20 protein-coding genes are annotated in these 14,896 nt (G+C 47.9%); 4 read left to right on the top strand and 16 right to left on the bottom strand.

Translation table 11 applies throughout. From position 1 onward, the window contains the following. Positions 1–103 (top strand): IS1595 family transposase (locus P8P30_03655; protein ID MDG1286643.1); only part of this gene is annotated, 103 nt, incomplete at its 5' end. Positions 104–543: 440 nt separating this feature from the next. On the opposite strand, the gene P8P30_03650 is transcribed toward P8P30_03655, so the two are convergent. The 11 genes from P8P30_03650 to P8P30_03600 form a co-directional block, all read right to left on the bottom strand. Next, positions 544–1,047 carry a hypothetical protein gene (locus tag P8P30_03650; protein MDG1286642.1) on the bottom strand — a complete coding sequence of 168 codons (504 nt, stop codon included), beginning with the start codon at positions 1,045–1,047 and terminating at the stop codon, positions 544–546. 113 nt (positions 1,048–1,160) lie between these two features. Beyond that, complete coding sequence (locus tag P8P30_03645) at positions 1,161–2,204, bottom strand: NAD(P)-dependent glycerol-3-phosphate dehydrogenase (protein ID MDG1286641.1); 1,044 nt, start codon at positions 2,202–2,204, stop codon at positions 1,161–1,163. A 1-nt stretch (position 2,205) separates the two neighbouring features. Continuing rightward, positions 2,206–2,901, bottom strand: a complete 696-nt coding sequence (locus P8P30_03640; GenBank protein MDG1286640.1) for an AIM24 family protein — start codon at positions 2,899–2,901, stop codon at positions 2,206–2,208. An 83-nt stretch (positions 2,902–2,984) separates the two neighbouring features. Then, positions 2,985–3,740, bottom strand: coding sequence for a Bax inhibitor-1/YccA family protein (locus P8P30_03635; protein MDG1286639.1), 756 nt, complete (start codon positions 3,738–3,740; stop codon positions 2,985–2,987). A gap of 99 nt (positions 3,741–3,839) precedes the next feature. Next, the gene (locus P8P30_03630; GenBank protein ID MDG1286638.1) at positions 3,840–4,325 is read right to left on the bottom strand and encodes a GNAT family N-acetyltransferase; all 486 of its coding nucleotides are present in this window, start codon (positions 4,323–4,325) and stop codon (positions 3,840–3,842) included. Then, positions 4,315–6,078, bottom strand: coding sequence for a membrane protein insertase YidC (gene yidC / locus P8P30_03625; protein MDG1286637.1), 1,764 nt, complete (start codon positions 6,076–6,078; stop codon positions 4,315–4,317). Before yidC ends, P8P30_03630 begins: the two co-directional genes overlap by 11 nt. 20 nt (positions 6,079–6,098) lie before the next feature. Beyond that, on the bottom strand, positions 6,099–6,323 hold the full coding sequence (gene yidD, locus P8P30_03620) for a membrane protein insertion efficiency factor YidD (protein MDG1286636.1): 225 nt from the start codon (positions 6,321–6,323) through the stop codon (positions 6,099–6,101). Further along, entirely contained in the window at positions 6,320–6,664 is a 345-nt protein-coding gene (gene rnpA, locus P8P30_03615) for a ribonuclease P protein component (GenBank protein ID MDG1286635.1), read from the bottom strand. The genes yidD and rnpA overlap by 4 nt, the downstream gene beginning before the upstream one ends. Positions 6,665–6,676: 12 nt before the next feature. After that, positions 6,677–6,811 carry a 50S ribosomal protein L34 gene (gene rpmH / locus P8P30_03610; GenBank protein MDG1286634.1) on the bottom strand — a complete coding sequence of 45 codons (135 nt, stop codon included), beginning with the start codon at positions 6,809–6,811 and terminating at the stop codon, positions 6,677–6,679. Positions 6,812–6,890: 79 nt separating this feature from the next. Continuing rightward, positions 6,891–7,130, bottom strand: a complete 240-nt coding sequence (locus P8P30_03605; GenBank protein ID MDG1286633.1) for a hypothetical protein — start codon at positions 7,128–7,130, stop codon at positions 6,891–6,893. Further along, the gene (locus P8P30_03600; protein ID MDG1286632.1) at positions 7,123–8,010 is read right to left on the bottom strand and encodes an SDR family oxidoreductase; all 888 of its coding nucleotides are present in this window, start codon (positions 8,008–8,010) and stop codon (positions 7,123–7,125) included. Before P8P30_03600 ends, P8P30_03605 begins: the two co-directional genes overlap by 8 nt. 76 nt (positions 8,011–8,086) lie before the next feature. On the opposite strand from P8P30_03600, the gene P8P30_03595 reads away from it, so the two are divergent. Both P8P30_03595 and P8P30_03590 read left to right on the top strand, forming a co-directional pair. Next, positions 8,087–8,914 carry an ankyrin repeat domain-containing protein gene (locus tag P8P30_03595; GenBank protein ID MDG1286631.1) on the top strand — a complete coding sequence of 276 codons (828 nt, stop codon included), beginning with the start codon at positions 8,087–8,089 and terminating at the stop codon, positions 8,912–8,914. A gap of 151 nt (positions 8,915–9,065) precedes the next feature. After that, positions 9,066–9,587 (top strand): hypothetical protein, encoded by a 522-nt coding sequence (locus tag P8P30_03590; protein ID MDG1286630.1) that lies wholly within the window; start codon positions 9,066–9,068, stop codon positions 9,585–9,587. 5 nt (positions 9,588–9,592) lie between these two features. On the opposite strand, the gene dapD is transcribed toward P8P30_03590, so the two are convergent. Continuing rightward, entirely contained in the window at positions 9,593–10,405 is an 813-nt protein-coding gene (gene dapD, locus P8P30_03585; protein MDG1286629.1) for a 2,3,4,5-tetrahydropyridine-2,6-dicarboxylate N-succinyltransferase, read from the bottom strand. Positions 10,406–10,449: 44 nt separating this feature from the next. Here dapD and P8P30_03580 point away from each other — a divergent pair, with 44 nt between their 5' ends. Continuing rightward, positions 10,450–11,259: a rhodanese-like domain-containing protein gene (locus P8P30_03580; GenBank protein ID MDG1286628.1), complete on the top strand. Its 810-nt coding sequence runs from the start codon at positions 10,450–10,452 to the stop codon at positions 11,257–11,259. A 1-nt stretch (position 11,260) separates the two neighbouring features. Here the strand turns inward: P8P30_03580 and P8P30_03575 are convergent, their stop codons facing one another. The 4 genes from P8P30_03575 to P8P30_03560 form a co-directional block, all read right to left on the bottom strand. Continuing rightward, entirely contained in the window at positions 11,261–12,406 is a 1,146-nt protein-coding gene (locus tag P8P30_03575; GenBank protein ID MDG1286627.1) for a hypothetical protein, read from the bottom strand. Between the two features lie 84 nt (positions 12,407–12,490). Further along, on the bottom strand, positions 12,491–13,396 hold the full coding sequence (locus P8P30_03570) for a tyrosine recombinase (GenBank protein ID MDG1286626.1): 906 nt from the start codon (positions 13,394–13,396) through the stop codon (positions 12,491–12,493). Beyond that, positions 13,393–14,709, bottom strand: a complete 1,317-nt coding sequence (locus P8P30_03565) for a hypothetical protein (GenBank protein ID MDG1286625.1) — start codon at positions 14,707–14,709, stop codon at positions 13,393–13,395. The genes P8P30_03570 and P8P30_03565 overlap by 4 nt, the downstream gene beginning before the upstream one ends. After that, positions 14,687–14,836: a hypothetical protein gene (locus tag P8P30_03560; protein ID MDG1286624.1), complete on the bottom strand. Its 150-nt coding sequence runs from the start codon at positions 14,834–14,836 to the stop codon at positions 14,687–14,689. The genes P8P30_03565 and P8P30_03560 overlap by 23 nt, the downstream gene beginning before the upstream one ends. Between the last annotated feature and the right edge of the window lie 60 nt (positions 14,837–14,896).

Below are 14,896 nucleotides of genomic sequence, written 5' to 3'. Positions count from 1 at the left end.
GCATTTTAATCTGTTCTTGAAAGAATGTGAGTGGAGGTTTAATATGGGCACACCAAGTGACTTACTGGCAGACCTGAAAAAGTTGCTCAAAGAATATTATTAGGTGTCAGCCCCAAAATATATATTAACATTTCTCTCATAAGGTAGGCTGTATGGAAGCACTGATGATTACCCTTTACTCGCTCTTCGCTGTGATTGGCCTAGCAGGTTACATCCCTCAAATTGTTAATTTGGCAAAATCCACAGGGAAGTCCAAAGCCATTTCACTCACTACCTGGACGCTCTGGGCAGCCACGAAACCTTGGTTATGGGGTTTTTGTACTCAAAGACGCATTATTCATTTCAGTGGCCGTCATTAGCATTGTGGGGCACTTACTGATTCTTGGCTTAACTATCTGGAATCGCTTCTTTCGCTTTTCGGAAAGCGATTATATTGAGAACCTCTCCCTACAAATAGATTCCCCCTCCTCATAAACCTATTAAATAAAAAAAAGGCCAGCGTGAAGAACACGCCGGCACAAGGTGGGGAAACTGTGATCGCATTTAATGCTGTTGCGATAGATTATGCAACTGAAAAAAGACATGTTCTTGGTTTCTTTTGATTTCTTCCAGTTCGTGTTTTTGCATAACCCGGTCCAGCGATAGCTGAGTAAAATGAAGGAAGATGACAATCACCTCTTCCATTTTTTCTTTAAGTTTCATAATGATAGCATCCGCGATATTCGTAACACCGCTCGCTTTCTTTTTCAGACTTCCATGCAATTTCAGGGTATAATCATCCATAGCAGTGTAGACTTTACGCAACGCTTTTTCGATACGTCCGCGTGATGAGCGGTTAGCTTCTTCTCCTGCAAAATGCACAAATTCTTCTGTCAGAACCTCTGTCGACTCTTCTAATTGAGCAATTAAAGGCTCTACAAGTGATAGCTGCGCCTGAGCAGAATCCACAAATTCGCTCTCAATCGTCATCGCCAACTCATCCGCATAATCATAAAGCTTCACCAACTCATCATGCTGCTGACCATATTCGTCCATTTTATCACTCATATCTTGCTCCTTCTCATCTAAGAGAAATTCTATTTCTTAAGCCTAACATACATGGGGCGTGTGACGCCATGATTACAGAATGATGACGATTAGGTTACGAAAACCTTAATGCATTAAGAACTGATCGACGATTTACGAATACTGCTCTGCTCTACATCCATCACGAACGGGCGCGAGAGAAGCTCTTCAATCGTCTCATCAATATCGGCCCCTTTATGAATGATGCGCGAAATAGCATTACAAAGCGGCATCGGCACACTTAGCTGCTCAGAAAGCAGCGCAACGGACTCTGCTGTCACCATGCCTTCTGCTAGAGATTCCTTCGCTTGTAAGCCAGCCATCTCTTTTCTATTATTGCCCAAACGAACTCCATAAGAAAAGTTACGTGATTGGGTACTCGCACAGGTTAGCACAAGGTCTCCCATGCCCGACAGTCCCATCAGATTTTCACGACGCCCGCCAAGGGCCTCCGATAGACGCATCATTTCGGCTAGACCGCGAGTCATGAGCGCTGCCCGCGCATTCTCGCCATACCCCATACCTATGGCAACGCCACAAGCAATGGCGATCACATTCTTCACGGCACCGCCCACCTGAGTGGAGATAATATCATCCGTATAATAAGGACGGAAGAACTTCCCCCCTATCGCATAGATGAATTGATTGGCGATCTCGTCATTACGGCAGGCCACTGTGGTTGCAGTTGGCAGACCACGTGCGACTTCTGTTGCAAAGTTAGGGCCTGAGAGGATCAATATCGGGTTTTGCGGCAACGTGGCCTCCACCACTTCATGCATCAGCGAAAGACTGCCGCGCTCAATCCCCTTACTTGCTAAAACAAGCGGTGTTTCAGGCGCCAGAACATCGGCCAAGGCGATGCAAATCGCTCGCATATTTTGCGCAGGCACAGCAAGTACGACAAAGTCCGCTCCCCGCACTTCAGCCAAATCATTCGTAACCGCGATATCAGGATCAATAAATACCTCTGGTAAATACTGAGCGTTGGTCCGTGTTTCGCGAATGGTTTCGCACATGCTTTCGCTACGTGCCCAAATTTTCGCCTGACTCCCGACGCGGTTAGCGGCAATAGCGAGAGCTGTGCCCCAGCCTCCCGCACCCACGACGGATACTTTTGTTGTGTTGTTTTCTTCTGCCATGCTACCCACTGTGCCTATCTGGTCTAAACTGTGCAAGCATATTACTCATCGAAGAGAGAATGATGTTCTGTAGCATGAGAGTATGGTTCGGTATTGGCGCAAGATACACCCTGCCCGTTCCCTGAAGCACGGTTACCAGCACCTCGCCTGAAGTAACCGTTCCAAGCAGCGAGCGCGCAGATTGCTGGATGCTAAAGTCGAGCGTATCACTACGCGCCACGGCAAAGGAGCCATCGATGACCAAACGGTCATTACGCAAGTCGATCACTTCAATCTCACCCGGCGCCTGCATAATTACCTTACCCGTACCGCTCACGGCTGTTTGGATGATCCCCTCACCTGAAAAAATACTCGTACTCACCTTATTGATGAACATGTCCGCCTCTACACCCATATCAGAGGCCCAGTAAGCCCCTCGATCGAGAATGTAACGCTCATTTTTTAAATCAAGCTCGAAGAAGTTTTTAAAAGAGGGCTCTAGCACCAACTTACCTGAACCTTCATAGACAGGGCGGAAGGCTCGCTCGCCAGCCAATTTGGATTTTAAAAACCCTTTGATCGACGGCATGGTCGATTTCATTTCTATCGGCCCTTGATAGTAACGCATCGCGCCAGCTTCGGTACGCACAGCTTCATTGCGTAAATTAATCTCTACATAGTTCAACAGGTCTTTTTTCTTAATGTACCAATTTGGCATAATGAATCTCCCTTACCCCAAGCCATAACAAAAAAGGGAGGCCGAAGCCTCCCTTTCCATCATATAAAGCCTGTTATCAGCAATTAACGGCGATCACCGAAGAGACGCAGCAACATGATAAACAGATTGATAAAGTCTAGGTATAGACTCAACGCACCCATTATCGCGGCTTTACCCATAAATTCAGGGTTATTCGCGAGGGCATAATATTGGTTTTTAATGCGTTGCGTGTCATATGCCGTTAAGCCCACAAATAACAACACACCGATCACGCTGATCGCAAAGTGAAGCATCGTGCTGGCGAGGAAGATATTCACGACTGACGCCACGATGATACCGATTACGCCCATAATAAGGAAACTAACCATCCCGCTTAGATCGCGCTTCGTGGTATAGCCATAAAGGCTCATCGCACCGAATGTGATCGCTGAGATAAAGAATACACGCGCAATCGAGCCCCCTGTATACATCAAGAAGATGTTAGACATCGACAAGCCCATCAATGCTGCAAAGCCCCAGAAGGCCATTTGTGCAGTTTGAAAGCTCATTTTCTGAATGCGCATACCGAGGAAGAACACCATAGCAAGTGGTGCAAACGCAACCACCCAGCCAAGAGGTTTCATGCCTGCAATCATTGGCAAACCACCATCAGCTGCCGGTACTAGTTGATATAAAAGCGACATCAGCGCTTCAGATTGCACTGTCATAAGCGCCAAAGCACCTGTGATAGCCAAACCACCCGCCATGTAGTTATAAACGGTCAGCATGTGAGTGCGTAAGCCTTGGTCGACTTGTGTTGATTGGCTCTGCGCTACGCTCGCATTGCCTTGATTCCACATATCCATGTTAGATTTCCTCCAAAATGCGGTTAAAAATAAATTACACCTATAATATAAGGCATTCAGCCGAGGGTTACAAGGTAAACCGGTAGAGAAACGCTAAGACTCACAGCGCATCACATAGTCATCCATGACAAAACCATCACCAATTTCCAGCAGATTTTCAGCTGTAATTTCAAAGCCATAACGCTCATAGAATGCGATCGATTTCACGTTATCTTTATTCACCCGCAATTCGAGCGGACGAGAGCCGATTTGATCGAATAGTTGCCTTCCTATCCCCTGCCCGCGATAGGTTTGCTCAATATACACTTTGTAAATGAACATCGCATCATCTTTACGGCCATATTGGATGTAGCCAGCCATTTGACCGTCAGCCTCCACGAGTCGAGTGAAGCGCTCTGGCTCCTGCATCTGCTGTGTAAGCGCATCCAGATTATACCACTTCTTCAGCATATACTCGACCTGCTGCGCACCGATAATCGGCACGTAATGTTCACGCCAAATACGATGCGCTAAAACGGATAGTTTGGATAAATCAGTTAATTCAGCATCACGAAACGTAACCCTGCTCTTAGCTGTCATTCGCCGCACGCAGTTTTTCACGCTTATCATAACGGTGCTTGATGCTCCATTGTTGAGCGATCGAGAGCAAATTGCTCGACACCCAGTAAAGCAATAGACCTGCCGGGAAGCCCGCTAGAATCACCATGAATATCCATGGCAACCAGCCCATCACCTTCGCCTGCATCGGGTCGGTCGGCTTCGGATTCAGCTGCTGCTGCACCCACATCGTTGTCGCCATGAGAATGGCGAGGATACCTAGATGCATCACCTCAGGTGGCGCCCAATCGATAAGGCCAAAGGCGGTAAAGATATTTGACGGGTCCTTCGCCGATAAATCTGAAATCAGGTTGTAGAAAGGCGCGTGACGCATCTCAATCGTCACGAACAACACTTTATAAAGCGCGAAAAAGACAGGGATCTGGATCAGTAATGGCAAACACCCCGCCGCTGGATTGATCTTCTCTTTCTTATAAAGAGCCATCATTTCCTGCTGAAAACGCATTTTATCACTGCCATGACGCTCTTTAAGCGTTTTAAGTTTTGGTTGCAAACGCTTCATCTCATTCATCGAGACATAAGACTTATTCGCCAAAGGATACATGGCCAGTTTAATCAAAACGGTTAACAAGATAATCGCCAAGCCAAAGTCACCGACATAGCCATAAAGGAAGGTGAGCGCCTGAAAAAGAGGCTTCGTTAGGAAATAAAGGAAACCAAGATCAACGGCACGATCAAGCAACGGCACATTGTAAGTTTCACCGTATTTATCGAGTAACTCAAGCTTCTTCGCACCGGCAAATACCAAGCTCTCATATTCATCGCTCGTACCAGCATCTACCGTGCGGCTACGACCCATAAAGTCAGCCTGATAGCGGTGATAGCCGTTTTTAGTCGTATAGCCTTTAAAATTACCGGTAAATGGCTCGCCCTGATGCGGGATCAACGCGGTTAACCAATATTTATCCGTAATACCCAACCAGCCCTCTGCATTAGCATAACGCTTAGAGCCTTCATCCATCAAATCGTCGTAACTTAGCTCTGACAGCGCACCATCCAGTACACCAATAGGACCTTCATGTAGAATCAAAAGTTGCGACACCTCACCTTCAAACGTGCGGTTGATGAAGCCATAAGGCATTAATTCGACAGCAGCGGCGGAGGTATTAATCACACGCTGCTTTACTTTAAACAGGTAAGAATCTTCTAGCGAGATCGTGCTCTCAAAGCGCAAGCCTTGTCCATTATTCCATGACAGCGTCACCGGCTGCTCAGGCGATAAAGTTTCGCCATCAGCCCGCCAAACGGTTTTGCTATTGGGTAGAGTCACTGCATTCACATTTTCTTCACCGGCAAGCCAGCCAAATTCAATAAAGTAAGACTCTACGCCGCTAGGCTGAAGCAAAACAACAGAAGGACTATCCTCTTGTAAATCTTCTGCATAATTATTGAGCTTCAGATAGTTAATACGCCCACCTTGCAGTGCCAACGTCCCTTCGAGCTCAGGAGATTGGATGCTCACTTTTGCCTGTGAGTTCGCTTGTTGCTCTGCCGCTACGCGATCCGCTTGCACCATTTCCTGATAATTCTCAGAAAGCGCTTCTTGCATTTGCTCTTGACGTGCCGCTGCTTCTTGACGCTCAACCTGCGCCGCATGCTGACGCGGTTGTTCAAAAACCACCTGCCAAATAATCAAGCCGAAGCCAATGATTAGCAAAGCCATTAATAGACGTTTTGTGTCGCCAGGATCTTGTTGGTTTAGCATTCCAGCCATGTGAGCAATCTCTTTTTCTTCTATTTTTCAGTCTTTTGCGGAACATTATCTATTCCGTTTCCGCCACCAGGACGACAGCGTAGCAATCGTTTAGCGGTTAGTGCGCCACCGCGCAAGACCCCATGCACAGAAATTGCCTCTGTCGCATAGGCCGAACAGCTCGGCACGAACCGGCAATGCCAGCCGACGAAGGGAGAAAGGACAAGCTGATAGGCGCGGATAAGCTTGAGTGCGAGCCACTTCATGTGCCTTTTTCCACCTTGTGATGAAGCCGCCTTACGGACTCAACCATTTCATCCTGTAATTGGGAAAGCGGTAAATCACCAACAGACTTGCGACCAATGAATACATAATCGCACCCCGGCTGCACGACATCAGGCAATCCTAAGCGGACTGCCTCACGCAAACGGCGCTTGATACGATTACGAATCACAGCATTCCCCTGCCGCTTCGTCACGGTAAAACCGATGCGAGCATGCTCTTCAGCCGTATTCAAACGTAACTGAAGTACAAAAAAGGGTCGCTTCCACACGTGCGGTGACTTAGAAGCTAAAATAAAATCTGGGCGTTTTTTAAGGCGTTCCAAAGGAACAAAGCGTTACGCAGTTAAGCGCTTACGGCCTTTAGCACGACGAAGATTGATAATATTACGTCCACTTTTAGTTGCCATGCGCGAACGGAAGCCGTGGCGGCGTTTACGAACTAGATTGCTGGGCTGAAAAGTACGTTTCATCGTGTTTCTCTCATATTTGGTCGTTTAGAAGCATGGTTTATAACCAGTTACCCCCACATCGTCAAGTCACAATTACCGCTTATTGCGCACCCACGAATAGATCTTCTTTACCTAATTGCGGAGTATCGTAGCAAAGCACATCGGTTTGCGACTTATAACAATAGCGTGAGTCCAATACTCTAGGCTCTGGTTTCGGGCGTGGCTTACCATTCATCCATTCATACATTTGATCATCTGCAGTGACCCTTATATCGCTCATATCTTCACATGCCGTCAGAGTTAAAATCATCGTGAAACCTACTATAGCTGCCTTAATCATCCATTCTCTCCTTCAAACCAAGTGCGTTGATATCTGCCATGATACCTTGCTCATAGGTCGGATACAACCATTCACCCTTCGGTAACAGGGCCTTGATACGCTCATTCTTCACCCGACGGTTGCTATTATAAAACTCTTGCGCCATTTCCGACAGCGCTGCCTCTTGCCAATCCACAACGGGTGGCACGGGTATTCCCATCGCTTTCGCGGCGAATTCGGCCACTTCATGCGATGGCGCGGGCAAATCATCGCACAGATTATAGACACTCCCACCGTGAGGTTGCTCCATTGAGGCTTTCAGCGCGCGTGCGATATCTGTCACATGTGTACGGGAAAACACCTGGCCTTCCTTATAAACACGATGCTTCATGCCCCGACGCAGCTTGGAGAGAATCCCTCTGCCTGGCCCATAAATACCCGCCAGACGAAAAACATGCACAGGCAATTGCCGTTCCTCATGCAGCGATAACCATTTGCGCTCCGCCACCACACGACTACGGATACGTTCATTTCCGCCTTTGACCGGCACAGACTCATCTACCCATTCACCACCATGATCGCCATAAACGCCAGTCGTAGAGAGATACCCTACCCACTGCCACTCTTGCGCGCTAATCGCCTCCTGATAATGCTTGAGCACCGTATCACCCAGCTTAATTGGCAAGATCGAGCAGAGCAAATGCGTGCATACCTTGAGGACCTCCGAGATCTTATCATCAGGAAAATCATAGGCTTGGATACCCAAGCGGCGCATTTCACGACGACGCGGTGAATGACGAGAAGTTGCCGAGACCTGCCACCCATCGTCCATTAACTGTTTTGCCAAAGCTGCGGCGCTATAGCCAAAGCCAAAGATAAATACGTGTTTCAATTGCGACATTTCTATGACAGCCCTTTAAGTTCATCTGATTTACGCCTATATTTCTAGTATGAGAATCTATTTGTCCAGACTTCTAATGATCAGCTTACTTTTGTTGAGTTGGCAAACACATGCGAATGAGGCGATGAACGAGACCCTCATTTATCATACTTACTTCGGTAAAGCAGCTTCTGTGCAACAAGCATTGGTCAAAGGCGCAAACCCAAACACACGGGATGAACATGGTTGGCCTGTACTTGCTGCTGCTGCCGATCGCAGTGGTAACGAAGCTTATGCCATTTCAAAAGCGTTGCTTGAAGCAGGCGCGGATGTGAATGCCGCAAAAGACAGAAACTACCCTATCCTTAACGCAATAAAGAATGAGAACGCTCCTCTGGTTGCCTTAATGGTTGCCGCAAATGCCAATTTACGTGTTCGCAATGCCGAAGGGATATCTGTTTACAGCATCGCAAAGAAGCTAGGAAATTCTAGAATCATCTATCAAATTGAAAAGAAACTGATGGAACAGGCTCAGACACAAACCTTCCTCAGAAGCAAACAGCATTTACGCCAACTTACCTCACAATATGCCTTCCATCACTGCGCCTTCCAATATTGGGGGTTCTATCTACGCTCTAAGCAAGATAAAGAAATGGACGAAGAAGCAATCAAAGACCGCATGCGCACTCATGCCAACGATGCTTCCGCAACAGGGCAGCGCGCTTTGCAATATTTTCCGAATGCTTACAATGCGCAATATGACAAGATAATATCCACTCAACGCGCCAATCTTGCTGCGACACTCAATAAAATGATATCCAACCGTAATCGCCGCCGCCAAGGGGTTGGCAAAACAGCAGATATGTTCAAGCGCTGTCATCTAGATAAAACACCCACTTACTTTCATGCGACTGCGGTGTACTAATTTGCTGATATTAACTTGGCTTTAACCCCGTACATGCTATCGATGATGCATTATGACAGAATTACAACTCGACACCCCACTTAAATGGCCCGCCCATATTTCACAAACTGAACGTTTGCGACGGAGCGTTAATCAGCACTTTCAACAAGGCATGAGCGAACCCGACGCCATTGCCTTTCTGCAAGATGAGGTCACGCGCACCACAGGTATTACCGCAGCCAAGCTGACCTGCAATGCTCTGAACATTAACAGCCCGATGCCGACCCAATATTTGGGAAAACACCCCGGTGCCTCTGTTATACTGCGTGTTAACAACCAGACCTCGACGCTTTGCTGTGATCGCTGGCAGAGCATTGCGCACAATATCTACGCTTTGCACCTTGCTATCCGTCAATTCAGACAAATGGACGAATGGGGTATAGGGACACTTCCCCTATTGCTTCTGGGCTTCAACGAAACGGCAGGTGCTGGGGCGGCGAGCACATCTACGGCACATAACGCAAGCTCAGCGGCCAATTGGCAGGAAGCGCTTGGCTTAGGTGCGGGTGCTACGCTTGAAGATGCAAACGCAGTGTACCGTAATCGTGCAAAATCGATAGGTGAAAGCCCTGATGCATTGCAAACACTGAACCTTGCGATACAAGATGCTCGCAAGTATTTCGGAAGCGTTTAATCTACCTAAGCCGCGACTTCGCGTAGAATGTCATTTACGCCTGTCTTAGAGCGGGTTTGTGCATCCACCTTTTTGACGATGACAGCACAATAAAGCCCAGGATCATTCGGATTTTTACCGGGTAAGTTACCCGGTACGACCACGGAATAAGCTGGCACACGGCCACGATGAATCTCGCCTGTTTCACGATCTAAGATTTTTGTAGAAGCGCCAAGATAGACCCCCATAGACAGCACAGCACCCTTTTCCACAATCACGCCTTCAGCGACTTCTGAACGTGCGCCGATAAAGCAATTATCTTCAATAATCACAGGGTTCGCCTGTAAAGGCTCCAATACGCCACCGATACCGGCACCGCCTGAGATATGACAGTTTTTGCCAATTTGCGCGCAGGAGCCAATCGTCGCCCACGTATCGACCATCGTACCTTCATCAACATAAGCCCCAAGATTCACAAAAGAAGGCATCAACACCACATTGGGCGCGATATAGGCCGAATGGCGCGCGACAGCGCCCGGCACCACACGAAAACCGGCCTCACGAAAACGAGCATCATCCCAATCGGCGAATTTAGAGGGCACTTTGTCCCATCCACCGGGAAGCACCTGCATATCATTAAGGCGGAACGAGAGCAGAACGGCTTTCTTCGCCCATTCATTGACCTGCCATCCTTTGGCAGTCGGTTCGGCCACGCGGAGGGCCCCACTATCAAGCGCATTCAGTGTTTCTACCACCGCGGCGCGCACCTCACCCTTGGTTTGATAGTTAATACTATCGCGTTCATCCCATGCTTTTTCGATAATTGGCTGGTGGCTCATGCTCTCTCCTTGATTTTTCGACGGTTTTAGGTATGTAACCTTGCATGACAACGATTGCAACATTCTATCGCTTTGCAGACTTCAATGATTTTGAAGCTTGGCGCCAGCCATTACGCGAGATGATGGATCAAAATGATGTGCGCGGCACGATCCTGCTCGCGCCAGAGGGCTTAAACTCCACCATCTCCGGTCCAGCGCAAAGTGTTCAACTCGTGCTCGATCACTTACAGGCCGACACACGATTTGCGGATTTAGATGTAAAATACTCAAAGGATACAGCCCACCCATTCGCCCGCCCGAAGGTGAAATTGAAAAAAAGTATCATCACCATGGGCGATATTGAAACGCCAGATGCCGTGTGTGCCACCGGCAAGCAATGCACACCGCAAGAATGGGATGTACTGGTCGATGATCCGGACGTTGCCATTCTTGATACGCGCAATGAGTATGAGACGTATTTAGGGACGTTTGAGAATGCCACTTTATGGCCAATGCGGAGTTTTTCAGAAATCATCGCAAAAGTAGAAACGAGCTTCGATAAAACGCAAAAAATCGCCATGTTCTGCACAGGCGGTGTTCGGTGTGAAAAGCTATCCAGTTGGATGCTGCAAAATGGGTATGAAAATTTATATCAGCTTGAGGGAGGGATTGTCCGCTATTTGGAGAAAACGCCTGAGGCCAGAAGCAAATGGCAGGGGAGCTGTTATGTGTTCGATGAACGAATCGCTGTGGGTCATGGTAACAAGCCCGCTAAGGATGTAAGCTTATGTCCGAATTGTGATCACCCATTAAGAGAAGAAGATCGCAATCACCTAGCCTACCTGCCCGCCATTCAGTGCGGGCATTGTGTTTAGCTTATTTTGCAATTCCACTTGGTGTAGCACCTCGATTTGTTACAAACTTAGCCCAAGCACCCTGCGCTGTATCACCAAAGCCCTTGTCTTTCGTCGCAACATCCATGATGAGGGAAACACCTACCAAAGCGGATGCTACCACTGCGAGACCATTAAGCACTTTGCTGAAGAAACTTTTCTGCTCGGGCTCTTCACCCGCGTCAATTTGTTCTTGAGTCTGCTCTTTAGTCCCAGAGAAGAGTGCTTTTGCACGATTCCATGCCACACCAAGCAGAACGACCGCACCTACCGAGGTCCCAACACCCTTGACAGACATGAAGGCCATGCCTTTGCTTTTGCCACCGGATTTTGCATTATCGTAGATCGATTTAGCTTCTTTCTCGAGATCTTCGGCACTAATATCCTTATCTACAATACCAGTAGCTTTTAGCGCATCGCCTATACTTTTCGTGAACTTTGCAACGTTCGCTTCTGGTAAATCAACAACTTCGCCTTCTTTTGCACCTTTAATTTTCAAACCTTTTACGATGCCAGCATTGAGAGAAAGCTGGTCTTTCATAGATTCCTTCTCATCCTTCTCAAATTTATCAATAAATGCATTTATCTTATCAACCTGGCCCTGTACATCACCCTTAGTCATCACAAGAGGCTCTGTACCAGTATACTCTAGCCCACTCACTGCATCTTCAATTGCCTCGATAACTTCAGCAGCACGATCTTTTTCGACCTTACCTACTTGCATATGGCGCTTTGCTTCTGCCAAAATGTTAGCAATACCTTCGACATTATCTTTTTCTGGAGCAAGCTCGCTGGCGATACGCGCAACAATTCCTACTGCCTGATCGTCAATCGCTTTAGTAGCTGCCTCAACGCGCTTACCTACTGCAGCAGCATTCACTTTGTCTATGTATTCCTTCGTAATCCCGTCCACTTCTGCTTCGGTCAAGACAACCTTCGCAGCATCAAAACCTTTGAAATGCGGGCGCAAGGCGGACTTAATTGGATGTTTCAAACCAGCCTCATCTAATGCTGCTTTACCATCATTAACAAGATCCACATTAAGAGCTGCTAATGCAGTTTTTTCTGCCACAAGGTCTTTTGCAATCTTCTGGGCTGCGTTATTTAAATTATATGTTTGGTCAACCATGTTGAGCCTCTTTCGTTTTGTTCGCTATATCTAAGTTTTACAGAAGTTATGTTACTGTTTGATGAACGAAATATGACAGTTGGGTTACGGTGCGCTTTTTTCGTCCGCTAACGGGTGATATTGCTCGACTAGCGCCTTCATTTGCTCTGGTTTTAGGTGGGTATAGATCTCGGTTGTGGTGATATCTGCATGGCCTAAAAGCTGCTGTATTAGGCGTAAATCCGCGCCTCCGGCCAATAGATGGGTCGCAAAACTATGACGCAATACGTGCGGCGACACCTTCGATGCATCCAAACCGGCCTTACCGGCCATTTTTTTCAGTGAAATAGCAAAGTTTTGTCTTGTGAGGTGCCCGTCCTTACTGGTGGAGGGGAATAAGTAAGGCGACTTCATCTGTTTGCGCACCTCTAAATAGGCCTGTAATGCGTCTAAGGCCTGCACATTGACTGGGACCAAGCGTTCCTTATTACCCTTACCCATGACCTGCAATAGCGGTTCACCGGAATTAATCATCTGCTCCACCGCCGATAATTTGATCGTCACAAGCTCTGTCACACGCAGCCCTGTCGCATGCAGTAAGGCAATCAATGCATAGAGACGGATCGAAGCAGCCGAGCGATCTTCTGCCACGGCATCCAGTAATGCTCGCACTTGTGAGGCGGAAAGGAATTTAGGCAAGGGCTTCGGCTGTTTTGGCAAAGGAATGGCCATCGCAGGATTATCGGCGCGAATATTCTCTTCCTGCAAAAACCCAAAGAACTGCCGATAGGTCGAAATCTTACGGGCGATCGTGCGCGGCGAGAATTCTGGATGAAAACCACTGACAATTTTCTCCACCGCTTTAGCGCTGCCTCGTTCTAAGGGTGAAGAAAGCGCCTCTTCCAAGGCAATAAGATCGCGCTTATACGCAGCAAGGGTATTAGCAGAGGCCGCGCGCTCAGCTGCCATCATCTGGAGGAAATCATCAATAAAGCGTGAGTAGCGACTCACTTTCCAAGGGCTTCTTGCGCAATCGCGGCTGCATCATGATTAAGCCCTAGGGATTTCAACTCCCCCACCAAGAAGTTTAAATCGCCCACAGTATAGCGCGAGAGCTCATCCGTCATCGGGCGGAGCAAAAGGAATAATGCCTCTAAGCGCTGCTCATTATCCTGCATCTTCGTGGCCATTTCTTGCCAAATCACCGAAAGCTCGTTGAGCTCGGCACGGTAACTGCGCGCAAGCAGCGCCTCCTCCATTTCAATCGAGATGGGTTTTCCCCAAGCACGGCGCATTGCCGCCGCCATGAGAGCGCGCCTTACGTCAGACATCGCCGCATCGCCGCTCAAACGCATGAAAGCGAGTGGGACATCCGGAGAGTTATCTTTCGGCGCTGCAACGCTATCCACATTAAGGTTTTGGACTTTCACTTGCTTGGCAAGTTCGCCCTTTAGCTTACCATTCAGCGCCACAAGAGCGAGCGTCTCTATAGATAGCCCCTCTAGCTCTTCGGGTAGTTTCTGCGCAAGGCTGACCCATGCAAGTTCTTCGCGCTCCAATGATTGCACGTCTACTTCCAGCGACTTTTTATCGATAATCGCTTGAATAATTTGAGTAAATGACTCCGATGCGTGATTCTGTTCACGTAAGAGTTCGACACTCAACTGCGCTTTAGACGTTTCGGCAGCTAGCGTATAACACAAGACCTGAAAGCGCTGCCAGAATGCTTCGGGCTTATCAGCTTGTTGAGCATCTGCCTGCTGGCAGACTGCTTCATTCGAATCCGCGCTCAAGATTTTCAACAGATACAGCTGTTTGCGCAACGCATCGGAAGCAATACTCTCAGGTACATTCTCTAACAGTTTCGTAGCGAGTACGGCCTGCCCCATCTTCAACAACGCATTCACGCGGGCCATTAACACGGCCTCGCTAAAGTCACTACGCGCAGTTTCCATCACCAACACGCGCGTCCGTACGTTACGGATCGCCGGGCTTTCCACTGCTTCAGGTATCTGCGCTAGGAGGGGTAACACCTGCTTTTCATCAATCCCCTGCCACAAACTATACGGCACCCCGAGCCGACTCGCGGACCAAAGGCCTAAACCACCACTTTTCGGCGCTTCAAACTCTGCAATTTCAATACCGGGTTCATTGGCCATCAACTCCACTTCTTCTTCCGGAGTAATGTCATCGCCTTCTTCTGCAATGGTCTCGTCGGCCAACTCCGCCGGAGGCTCCGACAAGTCAACTTCTTGCGCCAAGACAGAAGATGACACGAAGATAAATGCGAGAAGCGCTAGGCTATTTCGTAAATACGCGTTCATGAGGGATTTCTTTTACCACTTCTGCCTGTTGAGGTTCTGGCTGAAACATCATCAGCCACATTAAAAATGCCGCTATGATTACCATGATAATCAAAAAAAATACTGCTACTCGTTTGTTCTCTGCCATCACTTTATTGCAATTATTTCGTTCTTTGTTAGTTTCTGTGTTCAGACAGATAGTTAGTGG

The organism is Rickettsiales bacterium (assembly GCA_029252805.1).
In the GTDB taxonomy this organism is placed as follows: Bacteria; Pseudomonadota; Alphaproteobacteria; order Rickettsiales; family JALZUV01; genus JALZUV01.
The sequence above is the reverse complement of the archived record's forward strand: the minus strand, read 5'-3'. Positions and strand labels throughout refer to the sequence as shown.